The organism is Pseudomonas sp. Sample_9, from assembly GCF_004307535.1.
GTDB lineage: Bacteria > Pseudomonadota > Gammaproteobacteria > Pseudomonadales > Pseudomonadaceae > Aquipseudomonas > Aquipseudomonas mercuritolerans.
The window spans coordinates 1-12,720 of record NZ_RAZO01000391.1 but is presented as its reverse complement, the minus strand read 5'-3'; the positions used below and the strand labels follow the sequence as shown (position 1 = coordinate 12,720).

General features: G+C 60.7%; 12 protein-coding genes. 6 read left to right on the top strand and 6 right to left on the bottom strand.

Going from position 1 to position 12,720, the window contains the following annotated elements:
* Positions 1-160: 160 nt before the first annotated feature.
* Positions 161-976, bottom strand: coding sequence for a polyphosphate kinase 2 (gene ppk2, locus D6877_RS22690; RefSeq protein WP_130912183.1), 816 nt, complete (start codon positions 974-976; stop codon positions 161-163).
* A 190-nt stretch (positions 977-1,166) separates the two neighbouring features.
* Between ppk2 and D6877_RS22685 the strand changes: the two genes are divergently transcribed.
* The 3 genes from D6877_RS22685 (at position 1,167) to msrA (ending at position 4,947) form a co-directional block, all read left to right on the top strand.
* The gene (locus D6877_RS22685; RefSeq protein ID WP_130912180.1) at positions 1,167-3,293 is read left to right on the top strand and encodes a TonB-dependent receptor; all 2,127 of its coding nucleotides are present in this window, start codon (positions 1,167-1,169) and stop codon (positions 3,291-3,293) included.
* Positions 3,294-3,530: 237 nt separating this feature from the next.
* Complete coding sequence (gene sseB, locus D6877_RS22675) at positions 3,531-4,316, top strand: enhanced serine sensitivity protein SseB (RefSeq protein WP_130912178.1); 786 nt, start codon at positions 3,531-3,533, stop codon at positions 4,314-4,316.
* A 124-nt stretch (positions 4,317-4,440) separates the two neighbouring features.
* Entirely contained in the window at positions 4,441-4,947 is a 507-nt protein-coding gene (msrA, locus tag D6877_RS22670; RefSeq protein ID WP_130912177.1) for a peptide-methionine (S)-S-oxide reductase MsrA, read from the top strand.
* Positions 4,948-4,965: 18 nt separating this feature from the next.
* On the opposite strand, the gene D6877_RS22665 is transcribed toward msrA, so the two are convergent.
* Positions 4,966-6,183, bottom strand: coding sequence for an MFS transporter (locus D6877_RS22665; protein WP_130912176.1), 1,218 nt, complete (start codon positions 6,181-6,183; stop codon positions 4,966-4,968).
* A 129-nt stretch (positions 6,184-6,312) separates the two neighbouring features.
* On the opposite strand from D6877_RS22665, the gene D6877_RS22660 reads away from it, so the two are divergent.
* The gene (locus D6877_RS22660) at positions 6,313-6,936 is read left to right on the top strand and encodes a TetR/AcrR family transcriptional regulator (RefSeq protein WP_016774418.1); all 624 of its coding nucleotides are present in this window, start codon (positions 6,313-6,315) and stop codon (positions 6,934-6,936) included.
* A 5-nt stretch (positions 6,937-6,941) separates the two neighbouring features.
* Here the strand turns inward: D6877_RS22660 and D6877_RS22655 are convergent, their stop codons facing one another.
* Positions 6,942-8,168 (bottom strand): MFS transporter, encoded by a 1,227-nt coding sequence (locus tag D6877_RS22655; protein ID WP_130912175.1) that lies wholly within the window; start codon positions 8,166-8,168, stop codon positions 6,942-6,944.
* Positions 8,169-8,230: 62 nt separating this feature from the next.
* On the opposite strand from D6877_RS22655, the gene D6877_RS22650 reads away from it, so the two are divergent.
* Positions 8,231-9,229: an AraC family transcriptional regulator gene (locus tag D6877_RS22650; RefSeq protein WP_130912182.1), complete on the top strand. Its 999-nt coding sequence runs from the start codon at positions 8,231-8,233 to the stop codon at positions 9,227-9,229.
* A gap of 39 nt (positions 9,230-9,268) precedes the next feature.
* On the opposite strand, the gene D6877_RS22645 is transcribed toward D6877_RS22650, so the two are convergent.
* The 3 genes from D6877_RS22645 to D6877_RS22635 all read right to left on the bottom strand — a co-directional run bounded on the left by D6877_RS22645 (position 9,269) and on the right by D6877_RS22635 (position 11,533).
* A complete protein-coding gene (locus D6877_RS22645; RefSeq protein WP_241662942.1) occupies positions 9,269-9,901 on the bottom strand; it encodes a carboxymuconolactone decarboxylase family protein in 633 nt (210 codons plus the stop codon).
* Positions 9,902-10,042: 141 nt separating this feature from the next.
* Positions 10,043-10,480 (bottom strand): cyclophilin-like fold protein, encoded by a 438-nt coding sequence (locus D6877_RS22640; protein WP_241662941.1) that lies wholly within the window; start codon positions 10,478-10,480, stop codon positions 10,043-10,045.
* A gap of 24 nt (positions 10,481-10,504) precedes the next feature.
* Complete coding sequence (locus tag D6877_RS22635; RefSeq protein WP_130912173.1) at positions 10,505-11,533, bottom strand: alpha/beta hydrolase; 1,029 nt, start codon at positions 11,531-11,533, stop codon at positions 10,505-10,507.
* A gap of 134 nt (positions 11,534-11,667) precedes the next feature.
* On the opposite strand from D6877_RS22635, the gene D6877_RS22630 reads away from it, so the two are divergent.
* Entirely contained in the window at positions 11,668-12,576 is a 909-nt protein-coding gene (locus D6877_RS22630) for a LysR family transcriptional regulator (RefSeq protein ID WP_130912172.1), read from the top strand.
* The last annotated feature ends 144 nt before the right edge of the window (positions 12,577-12,720 follow it).

Sequence of the window (12,720 nt, the reverse complement as noted above, 5' to 3'; positions counted from 1 at the left end):
AGGAGCAAGCCTTTTGGGTTACCTTTTTGGCGTCTGAAAAAGGTGACTCGCCGTAAGGGCGAAACCGCCAGCCGCAACACCGCAAAAACGGATATTCACCCAAAACCCCCAAGAGCATGGCCGGCCCAAAGGCCGCCAAGCCCCAAAAAACCCGCAAATGTCAAAACCGCTCCGCCACCCGCTTATACGGATAATCCGGCTCCCGATACTTGCCCGGCTTCTGCCGTTTCGGCAACTCGACCTTGTCGCGCTTGACTTCTTCATAGGGGATGCGACTGAGCAGATCAGTGATGATGTTCAGCCGTGCACGACGTTTGTCATTGGAGTCGGCAACCCTCCACGGCGCCCAATCGGTGTCGGTATGCTTGAACATCTCGTCCCGCGCCCGTGAGTAGTCAAACCAGCGGCTGTAGGATTTCAGATCCATTGGTGTCAATTTCCAGGTCTTGCGCCCGTCATTGATCCGCGCTTCGAGCCGGCGGGTCTGTTCATCCGGACTGACCTCAAGCCAGTACTTGAGCAGGATCACCCCCGAATCGACGATGGCGTTCTCCACCCAAGGGATCGACTTGAGAAACTTGTCAGCCTGTTCTTCCGTGCAAAAGCCCATGACCCGTTCGACGCCGGCGCGGTTGTACCAACTGCGGTCGAAGATCACCACCTCACCGCCCGCCGGCAGATGCGGCAGGTAGCGCTGCACATGCATCTGGCTCTTTTCTCGATCGGTTGGCGCCGGTAATGCCATCACGCGGAACACCCGTGGGCTGACGCGTTCGGTGATCGCCTTGATCACCCCGCCCTTGCCCGCACCGTCGCGCCCTTCGAAAACAATACACACCTTGACACCTTTGGCGATGACCCACTCCTGCAGCTTCACCAGTTCAATGTGCAGCTTGCGCAGCTGTTGCAGATAGTCCTTGTTTTTCAAGCGCGGACGTTCGATTGCCTTTGCAGGTTTCTTCTTGTCTTTCGCCATGAACCTGTCCTCGCGCTTCAACAGCCCGCTGAATTTGTTTATTGACCCGAAGGGCCTGATCCGTGAGGTTAGTTCACGCCCGGTTGTTTGCCATTGCCGGGCAAAAAAGCCCTGTCGCCATGTGTTTCCTGAGATTGTTCCGACGTCGCACTGTTCATTGCCCGATCCCCTGTTTGCTGGAGTTTTTTCGATGCCGTCGTCCAAATCATTGCCCACTGCCCTGCTCGGTCTGGCCCTGGCCTGCCCGGCGATGGCCGAGACCCAAGGTCTGCAGCTGGGGCAAGTGCTGATTTCGGCAGATCAGCGCAGTGGCAGCGATGCAGCGGTCGAAGAAGCGCGGGAACGCCTTGAGCAGGTTCCCGGCGGCGCCAATGTGGTCGACATGCGCCAGCCGTTGCAGGGCCGTGTTGCCAGCAATCAGGATGTGCTCGCCTATCAGCCGGGGGTGTATGCACAGTCGGCGGGCAACGAAGGCGTGAAGATTTCCATCCGTGGTTCAGGCATCAACCGCGCACCCGGTGCCCACGCCTCGGGGCTCTACACGATGCTGGATGGCTTGCCCCTCACCGGCCCCGGCGGCACACCGTATGAATTGCTCGAGCCGTTGTGGGTCGACCATGTCGAAGTGCTGCGCGGCGCCAACGGTTTCGATCGCGGCTCGCTGGCGCTGGGCGGCGCTATCGATTACGTCAGTCACACCGGTTACACCGCGCCGAAGCTGCAAGTGCGCTACGCCACCGGCAGCCATGGCTATCAGCAGCGCCAGGTCAGCTCCGGGCAAGTGCTGGGGGATTTCGATTACTACGTGTCGCTGACCGATGCCAATGCCGACGGCTATCAGGACCACACCGCCAGCGAGAGCAAAGGCCTGATCGCCAACTTCGGCTATCGCTTCAACCCGAATCTGGAAACCCGCTTCTATTTCCGCTATCGCGAAACCGACAACGACCTCGCCGGTCGCGTGACCAAGCATTCCATCGAACACAGCCCACGGGCCGCCAACCCGGCGTATGTGGCCCGCGATGACAGCCGCAAGCAGCCCGGCAGCACCTTCATCGGCAACAAGACCACGTTCTACCTCGACGACGATTCGAGCATCCAGACCGGCCTCGTCTACCACGACTACCCGATGGATTTGCGCGAAGGCCCGAACCGGTTGAAAGTGGCTTATACCGACGTCAGCGGCACCTTCGACTACAAGCGCCGCGACACCCTGTTCGGCATGGAAAGCCGCAGCAATGTCGGCCTGCGCGTGACCAAGCACCTGCCCAACGATGGCGCCAGCGAGTTCGTGCGCATCCCGAGTGGCAACACCGCCAGCTATGCACCGGGCACGCGGATGCGCAACTTCACTTATCAGGGTTCGGACACTGTCCTGCATTTCGGCAATGACCTGGAAATTGCCGACGACCTCTGGCTGACCACCGGCCTCGCCGCGATCTACACCCGCCGCGAAAGCGCCGTGACCTATCCGCAGGGCGGCGGCAAAACCAGTCTCAGCGACTGGGACTATGCACCGCGCATCGGCCTGCGCTATCAGATCACCCCCGACGTGCAAGTGTTCGGCAATCTCAGCCGCTCCGTCGAAGCACCGCACCCGTGGTCGCTGATCTACAGCTCCAACGTGCGCTTCCCTGCCGGCAACGGCGCCGCCACCGGCACCCAGCGCGACCCGGTCGAACTGCAAAACCAGACCGCAACCACTCTGGAACTCGGTGGCCGTGGCGACAGCAAACTGGGCGAATGGAGCCTGGCCTGGTACTACGCGCAAGTTCGTCACGAACTGCTCTCGGTACTGCCGGACGCCAACGCCGTCACGCCCTACGAACTCAACGCCAGCCCGACCGTGCACCAGGGCATCGAGGCCAGCCTCAACAGCAAACTCTGGACCACCGCCGACGGCCGCCAGTTGAGCTTGCGCCAGGCCTACACCTTCAGCGACTTCCACTACCGCGACGACGAACGCTTCGGCGACAACCGCCTGCCGGGCCTGCCGATGCATTATTACCAGGGCGAACTGCGTTACGACTGGCCGCAGGGTTTCTTCGCCGCCGTGAACACACAATTGGTGTCCAAAGTTGCCGTGTACTACGCCAACAGCTACTACGCCGACCCTTACGCCCTGTTCGGCGCCACCCTGGGCTACAACGCGCCGAAGGGCGACTGGCAAGGCTGGGTCGACATGCGCAACCTGACCGGCAAGCGTTATGCGGCAACGGTCACCCCGGGGTATGACGACAAAGGTCTGGATGCTGCGCGGTCAACCCCGGGTGAAGGGATGGGGGTTTATGTTGGGGTTTCGTGGAGTTTGCTATAGCACCCAACGCGAGATTCAAATGTGGGAGCGAGCCTGCTCGCGAAAGCGGTGGATCAGTCGTGCATTATTTGACTGACACGACGCCTTCGCGAGCAGGCTCGCTCCCACAGTTGGCTTTGTGCTTTTGGTTAGAACGGCGCAGGATTCGAAATCTTTGGCGATTATCATCGTGACAGCACGTCTCCTCGAACTGATCAGATAACCATCACTCTCCATAGAAAATAACGGATTAGTCTCATGGATACTTCCCAAGAAAACCCATTGGAAAAATCACTCCGGCTGGCCGCGGACGAACCCGCGCATCGCCCTGAGTTCTATCGCACCCTGCTGGACTCGACCGTCTACATCCTCGGCACCGCCGGTGCGGCGCAAGGCCATGTCAATCTCGAAGCCGGCAGCAATATCAGCATCGCTCATTGGCAGAAGCCGGATGGCACGCCGGTCATTCCGTTCTTCTCCTCACTGCCAACGCTGCAACAATCCATCGACAGCGAGCAGAGCTATGTGGAGATACCCGCCCGATCATTGTTCGAAATCACGCTGGGCGCGCTGCTCTTTCTCAACCCTAAGTCGCCGTACGGTAAAGAATTCCTCCCGGATGAAGTGCAACGCCTGCTTTCGGGCGAAATAGGCCGGCCCGCCATGCAGCGCACCGTCGAAAAAGAAACCAACGTCTTGCTTGGACAGCCTTCGGAATACCCATCGACGATGGTCCATTCGCTCTCGCAACTGCTGGCCAAACACGCCAATGTGAAACGCGCATTCCTGGCGCTGATGCACGACGCCTCGGTTGATGAAAAGCCGCACCTGATCGTCGGCATCGAAGCGGATGGCGATATCGAGCAGGTCATGCGCGAAGCCGGCAATGTCGCTGGGGATACAGCCCCTGATGGCGGGCCGGTTGATTTTTGCCGCGTGCTGACGGGACAAGCCGGGCTGAGTGATTACTTCCTCAGGGAGACCAAGCCATTCTACGAACGCAAGGCACCGAGCAAGCTGCGTTCGTTTTTTGGCTTTGGTTGACAGTCGCCTGCATGTCGCTTGATCAGCGGGCCAGTCGTCGATTCTGATGAGCGCGCCCTTGGATTCTTTCAACCTGCCCTCATAACAGCGGGTATCCCCATCGTCTCGAGAGGAAGCACTCACCATGACCACTCAAACCGAAACTGCCATTCTCGCCGGCGGCTGCTTCTGGGGCATGCAGGATCTGTTGCGCCGCTATCCGGGTGTGCTGAAAACGCGAGTCGGCTATACCGGCGGCGATGTGCCGAATGCGACCTATCGCAACCACGGCAACCACGCCGAAGCCATCGAAATCGTGTTCGATCCGGCAGTGATCAGCTACCGGCAGATTCTCGAGTTCTTCTTCCAGATCCACGACCCGAGCACGCCCAACCGTCAAGGCAACGATCTTGGCCCGAGCTACCGGTCGGCGATCTACTACCTCAACGACGAGCAGCGTGCCGTCGCCGAAGACACCGCTGCCGATGTCGACGCCTCGAAGCTGTGGCCGGGCCGTGTGGTAACCGAAATCGAACCGGCCGGGCCGTTCTGGGAAGCGGAACCCGAGCATCAGGATTACCTGGAGCGGATTCCGAATGGCTACACTTGCCATTTCATCCGGCCTAACTGGAAACTGCCGAAGCGCGGTTGAAGAAACTGCTGGCGGGGTTCAATGCCCCGCCACCACCGAAGCTTCTACAGAGCGCGGGCCCGACTTGAAACCGTGGGCCCGGGCACCCCAGGCAATGGCGAAGGCGATAGCGACCAGTGCCAGCATGGCCCACGGAAATGAGGCAACGCCCCACTGATCGAGCAGCACGCCGCCGACGACACCGCTGCCAGCGATCGCGCTGTTCCACGCCACTACATTCAACGACAAGGCGACATCCGCTCCGTTCCCCGCCGCGTCAGCCAGCGCCGTTTGCAACAGCGTCGCCGCGCCGCCGAACGTCAAACCCCATACCGCCACGCCGAGATAAATCACCTCTGGGTTGCCTCCGCCAAATCCCAGCGCCACGCAGACCGCGGCAAAGGTCGCCAAACTCAGCAGAACAGTCGAGCGCAGCAGCGGCTCGACCAGCTTCGCCGTCAGCCATATCCCGACCAGCGCGGCGATGCCGAAGATCAACAACACCACATCCACCCGCTCGGCCATGCCCGCCGGCGCCACGAACGGAGCGATATAGGTGTAGAGAATGTTGTGCGCCAGCATCCAGCTGATCACCACTGCAAGCACAGGACGCACGCCCGGGGTAGTCAAGACTTTGCTCAGCGATAGGCGTTGATGGGCCGGCTGCGGCGGGTAGTCGGGCACTTTCACCAGCACCCAGACGATCAGTACCAAGGTCAGCGCCGACATCAGGCCGAATGTAGTGCGCCAACCGACCAGCCCACCGAGCCACGTACCCAGAGGCACGCCCAGCGACAGCGCAATCGGTGTGCCGACCATCGCCAGTGCCAACGCCTTGCCCTGCTGTTCGGGCTCAACCATGCGTCGCGCATAGCCGGCCAACAGACTCCATGCCAAACCCGCTGCAACCCCGGCGAAGAACCGCGCGACCAGCGTAACGCCGTAGTGCGACGACAGCGCGGTAATCGAATTGAACAGCAGGAAACCGACAATCGTCAGCAGCAGCACGTTGCGGCGCCGCCAGCCCCGGGTGGCGATGGTCATCGGGATCACCGCCAGTACGGAACCCAATGCGTACGCGGTAACCATTTGCCCGGCCATGGACGGCGAAATCGCCAGGCCTTCACTGATCAACGGCAACAGGCCCGCCGGCAGGGTTTCGGTGACGATGCAGATGAAGCCAGTCATGGCCAGCGCCAGCAAAGCGCCGATGGGCAGACCTTTTGGCGTAGCCGTTAACGTGATTGAAGGTGTCACTGGAAGCTCCTCGAAAAACCGACTCAGATTTAAATACCGATCGATCTAGATCCTGAGGGTGCATGCGCAGCGTTGTCAACAATTTCTGTATCGACTAGTCTTTATATTAAATCAATGAGGAGTCAGGTCATGGCGAGAACCGGTCGCCCCCGTCAGTTTGATCGCGACGACGCCGTCGATCAGGCTTTGCAACTGTTCTGGCAACACGGCTACGACGCGACATCGCTGGCCCAATTGAAGGCAGGCCTGGGTGGCGGTATCTCTGCACCTAGCTTCTACGCCGCGTTCGGTTCCAAGGAAGCGTTGTTCGATGAATGCGTGCAGCGTTATTTAACCACCTATGCGCAAGTCACCGAGTGCCTGTGGGACGACAGCCTGCCACCACGCCAGGCGATCGAGACCGCTTTGCGCCAGTCGGCACGCATGCAGTGCGACGACACACACCCCAAGGGCTGCATGGTTACCCTCGGCGTCATGAGCGCACCGAGCCCGGAAACCGCCCATGTGGCGCAAGCCCTGACCCACTCAAGGCAGCGCACCCGTGCCGGCATTCAAGCCTGCGTCGAACGCGCTGTGAATGCCGACGAGCTGGCCAGCGGCACAAGTGCGGCGGCGATGGCGACGGTATTCGACAGTTTCCTGCAGGGCATATCCATCCTCGCCAGAGACAACACCGCGCTGGATAACATTGATGCTGCTATCACTCAGGTCATGCAAACCTGGGACATTGCCGTCACGCGTAAGGCGGATTGATCAAATCACAAATGCACCGGTGCCACCGGCGCCGAACCCGGCTCCGGCACATCGACATTGACCTTCAGTGCAATCAGCAGCGCGGCCAGCAACATCAGAATTCCAGCCGCTACAAACACGCCATTGATACCGCTGAAACTGAACACCGAACCGCCAGCGGCGGCGCCTGCGGCAATTGCCGACTGCACGGACGCCACAACCATGCCGCCCGCGCTTTCGGCCTGATCGGGTATCGAGCGCGCTACCCAGTTCGACCATGCGACAGGCACACCACCGAAAGCCATCCCCCACAGCGCCAAGAGCAACGCCTGCCCGGTGACCGAGGCCGGTAACCCGACCAACGCCAGAGCAGCAACGCCCACCAACACCGGCATCAGCACCAACGTTGTCCTTGGATTGCGCTGCAACAGCCAGCCGGCTAACAGCGTGCCGCCAAAGTTCGCCACGCCGAAACCAAGGAGCATCAGTGCTAGCGTCTGCGGGCCGACGCCGGTGGTGCTTTCCAGAAATGGCCTGATGTAGGTGAATAACGCGAAGTGGCCGGTGTGCACCAATACGCAGCCGAACATGCCGATGGCAATGCCCGGTCGCAGCAACACCTCGAGCACCGTGCGCAGGCGTGACGGACGATGCGGCGCCAGACTCGGTAGCGTGAACATTTGAAAGACCAGCGTCACCACGCCAACCGCCGCAGCTGCGAAAAACGCACTGCGCCAGCCAAACTGACCGCCGAGATAACTGCCCAATGGCACCGCGACCACGGTCCCCACGGCGATCCCGCTGAAGATAATCGACAGCGCCCGTGGCAGCAGCGCCGCCGGCACCAGGCGCATCGCCACGGCCGCCGCCATGCTCCAGAATCCGCCCAGAGCTATGCCCAAAAGAATGCGCATGATCAGCAACACCGCGAGGCTGGACGACAACGCCACCAGCAGATTCGACGCGATCATCAGTACCGAGAAACCGAGCAAGACCAGGCGCCGATCAAGACTGCGCGTCAATCCAGGTACGAGCAATCCGGCAAACAGCGCGACCACCGCAGTCACCGTCACCGCTTGCCCGGCCAGCGCTTCGCTGACGCCGAGATCGAGCGCCATCGGCGTCAGCAGGCTGGCCGGCAGATATTCCGCCGTGAGCAGACCAAACACGCCCATCGCCAGCGAAAACACCGCCATCCAAGCAGGCACCAGCGGCCCCCCTTCAGTTCGCCCATCACCTACACGTTCATTCATTTCAAGACCCCCTCGGACATTTCGAGAGGGCAGTCTATTGGCGACAACCCGGATGATCTATGATGCGCAGTCTTGAACTTTTGATCGAAACCCCGAACATGAGCAGCACCGATCCCTTTGCACTGTCATCAGACCTGATCACTGAATTGCTGCGCAGCATGCGTCTGCGTGGCGTGCAATATCGGCGGATCCACGCTGGTCCGCCGTATGGTCTGGGTTTCAGCGACAAGCCCGGCCATGCGTATTTCCACTTCGTCGCCGCTGGATCGACGGTATTGCGACTGGAGGACGGCAGCCTGTACGAGTTGTCAGCAGGCAATGCGGTATTCATTGCTCATGGTGCCGCGCACCAGTTGCTGTCACACCCGGGCGCCGAGGTGCAGGACATTGACAGCGCCGTCGCCGCACCGCTCGGCGACACGGTCTGCGCGGTGCAGGTCGGGCAAAGCGCCGATTCGCCCGATAGCGCCCTACTCTTTAGTGGCTGTATGGAGTTCGAACTCGGCAGCCTGCAAGGCCTCGGTCGGCTGATGCCGGGTCTTATGCTGATCGACGCTGGCGGCCAGCGTTATCCAGGACTTATGCCAATCCTTGCGACCATGGAACGCGAAGTCAGCGCAGCGCGCATTGGCTTCGCCGGCATTCTCGCGCGCCTTGCCGACGTAGTGGCGGCAATGATTGTTCGCGGCTGGGTCGAATGCGCTTGCGGCAATGCCTCTGGTCTCGTCGCCGCCCTGCGCGACCCTCGCCTGGCGCAGGCCTTGCTGGCCCTGCACCAACAACCGGGGCGCGACTGGAGCGTCGCTGAACTGGCAACGCTGTGCAACACCTCACGCTCGGTCTTTGCCGAACGCTTCCAGAGCACCCTCGGCACCCCGCCGCTGCGCTACGCCACCGAACTGCGGATGCGCCTGGCCAGTCAGTGGCTGACGCTGGAAAGACTGCCAATCGAAGAAGTGGCGCAGCGCTTGGGCTACACCTCCCAAGCGGCGTTCAGTCGTGCGTTCAAGCGGATAACGGGAAGCTCACCGGGAGCGAGTCGGCGCCAGCGCGCACTATAGGAATTGCATTAACAGAGCGGCAATGAATCCGAGCCGCCCTCACCGCTGGATTTTCCCCAGCCCCGCGCCCACCCGCTCAGCAGCCTGCAAATCCCCACGCGCCTCCAACTCCTGCGCCACTTGCCGCAACTGCTCAACCGTCAATCCCACATTCAGACTGATCTTCAAATGCGACTCCAGTTGCGACTCGACCCCAGCCATTGCCGCCAGCGCGCCGACAGTCGCCAGTTCCCGATCCGTCCATGTCAGATTGTCGCGGGCAAAGATGTCGCCGAACAGATGCACTTTCAGAAACTGATCGATCGCCGGGGCGAATTCGAACAGTGGGCCGGACACTGGCGCGCCGACCAGGCGGGTCTGATTGTCGGTGCCGAGTTCGGTGAGCGCATATCCCGACGGAACCGGACCCGGCTCGCGTCCCGGCACGTCTTCGATGCCCCGCGCGGCGCGTTCCTGCAATACCTTCATCAGCAATGACATGGCGTTGAGGCTGCGCGGGAAGCCGGCGTAGGCGTACAGCTGCACCAGAATTTCCTTGGTTTCGCTGATGCTCAGCCCGGCGTCGAGACCACGATTGAGTGCGTCGTGCAAACGCGGCATGTCGCCGATTGCAGCGTTGGCGGCAATCGGGGCGATCGCCAGTTGTTCAGGCGTCAGAGGCTGTTCTTTCATGATCGGTTTCTCCGGTGATCGGGAAGGATTGGCGCAGAGGGGATTCACGCAGGCTGCACTGGCGAGGACTGCGCAGCCGAGGGCCACAATGCGCAAAAGACGCCCTTGATTTAACGATTTCTGGTTCATCAATGACTCTCCTCACTCATGCAGAGTGAATGTCACCCGCACATCGCCGCGCCCCAAGACTTCGGCCAAGTCCTGCGGGCGTTCGATGCGGCCAAGACGCGAATAGCGGTAGGACGAATCGAAGGTTTTATAGAAGACCACCAACGTATCGTCGCCATACAAAAGGAAATCGCCGTTGTGGATCGTGCCCGGCCGGTAGGGCTGGGTGGGCAATGGCGGCTGCACGGTGGCGTATTTTTCATTGCCGTGCAGGTCAGCCATGTCCAGGCTCAGCGGCAATCGCGTGAGCAATTGCCGAGTGCTCGGGTTGTCCTCAAGAGCAATGGCAAAACGCTGTTCCCCGACGGTCATCCACATCGTGCTGGCCTCCATAGCGGTCGGTGCAGACAGAGCAACGGGCAGCCATGCCATCAGTACGAATCCCTTCCAGCCGTTGGCAAAAGTCCGCATCGCTTTGCTCCGTCGCGTTGAAAGTTACTTCAGGTTGCTCTTGAAGAACTGCGTCAGCTTGGCAAAAGGAATCAGCTCGACCCGGTCGTACAGATCGACATGGCCGGCATTCGGCACGATCACCAGTTCTTTCGGCTGCCCCGCCAACCGGAACGCCTCTTCGCTGAACTCACGGGAGTGCGCGTCTGCACCGGCAATAAACAACATCGGACGCGGCGAGATGCTCTCGATATCGACGAACGGATAGAAGTTCATGAACTTGGTGTTGCTGCTCAGCGTCGGACGCGTGGTCTGTTGCGGCGTCGAGCTGGGCGGGGTGAATTCGCCGCGCGGGGTGCGGTAGAAATCGAAGAATTCACGCTGGATCGGATGGGTGTCGGCCTTCAGTTCCAGCACCGTGCCGCCGGTGTATGCGACCTTGCCGCCAGTGAACTCGGCGTAACGCTGCTCTGCCGCTTGCGCAATGATCTGCTTGCGCTGCGCAAGGCTTTGCGAATGCTTTAGGCCGTCACGGTTGGCGGCGCCCATGTCGTACATGCTGACGGTGGCGATGGCTTTCATGCGTGGGTCGATTTTCGCCGCGCTGATCACGAAGCTGCCGCTACCGCAGATGCCCAACACGCCGATGCGCTCGCGGTCGATGAATGGCCGTGTGCCGAGGTAATCGACGGCCGCGCTGAAGTCTTCGGCATACATGTCCGGCAACACCGCGTTGCGCGGCGCGCCCTCGCTTTCGCCCCAGAACGACAGATCCAGCGATAGGGTGACAAAGCCCTGCTCCGCCAGTTTCTGCGCATACAGATTGGCGCTCTGCTCCTTTACCGCGCCCATCGGATGGCCAACGATTATCGCCGCGCTGCGCGCTTCCGGGTCGAGCCCTTTGGGGACAAAGAGATTGCCGACCACGGTGAGTTGATATTGATTTTTGAAGCTGACCTTCTGCACGGTCACCTTGTCGCTTTTGAAGAAATTGTCGGCACCGTGGGACATGTCAGCTCCGAATGCAGTAAATGAACTCAGGAGAAACCCGAGCAGTATGAACAGTCGTTTCATGGGGGCGTCCTTGATCGAGAAACCAGGCGAGGCCGGGATGGAGGTATTGTTGCGCAAGCGCGAGGCTTTGATTAGCTAATGAGTGCTTAATGCGGTTATAAACACTGCTAATCAATAAACCCGAGCGTCACGCCATGGCTAAACCCAACTTCAATGACCTGCTCGCCTTCGTCACCGTGGCCCGCACCGGCAGTTTCACCCGCGCGGCGGTGCAATTGGGCGTGACGCAATCGGCGGTGAGCCAGGTAGTCTCGGCGCTGGAAGCGCGTCTGAAAATTCGCCTGCTGACCCGCACCACACGCAGCGTGTCACTGACGGCGGCCGGCGAACGCTTGCTGCACACCGTGGGCCATCGTTTCGATGAGATCGAAGCCGAGCTGGACGCGCTGACCGAGTTGCGCGACAAGCCTGCCGGTACGGTGCGCATCACCTGCGGCGACAACATCATCAAGACCACTCTGCTGCCCAAGCTGACGCCACTATTGCTGCAATACCCGGACATCAAGCTCGAGTTCGATATCAACTACGGTTTCCGCGACATCGTTGCCGATCGCTTCGATGCCGGCGTGCGTTTCAGCGATACCGTCGCCCAGGACATGATCGCCGTACCGATCGGCCCGCCGCTGCGCATGGCCGTCGTCGCCTCGCCCGACTACTTTGCCCGGCACCCCGCCCCGCAACATCCGCGCGATCTGGCGGCGCACCGCTGCATCGACATTCGATTTCCGACCTACGACGGTGTCGATGCCTGGGAATTCGAGCGTCAGGGCAAAAAGCTGAAAGTGCGGGTCGACGGCCAACTGGTGTTCAACTCCACCGTGCACATCACCGACGCGGCCGTGAACGGATTGGGAATTGCCTACCTGCCTGAAGACGAGTTCGGTGCGCATCTGGCCGAAGGGCGTTTGGTCAGAGTGCTGGAAGACTGGTGCGAACCGTTCGGCGGCTTCCACCTCTACTACCCCAGCCGCCGCCAACCGTCGCCGGCGTTTTCTCTGGTGGTGGATGCGTTGCGCGTGGTGAGAGATCCAGCCCCGTTGTAGGAGCGAGCCTGCTCGCGATAACGTCGGCACATCCAACAGAGTAAGTGCCAGATCCAGCGCTTTCGCGAGCAGGCTCGCTCCCACAGGGATTTGCGTCAGACCCCGGAAATCAATCGATTCACGAATCAATTGTGGGAGCGAGCC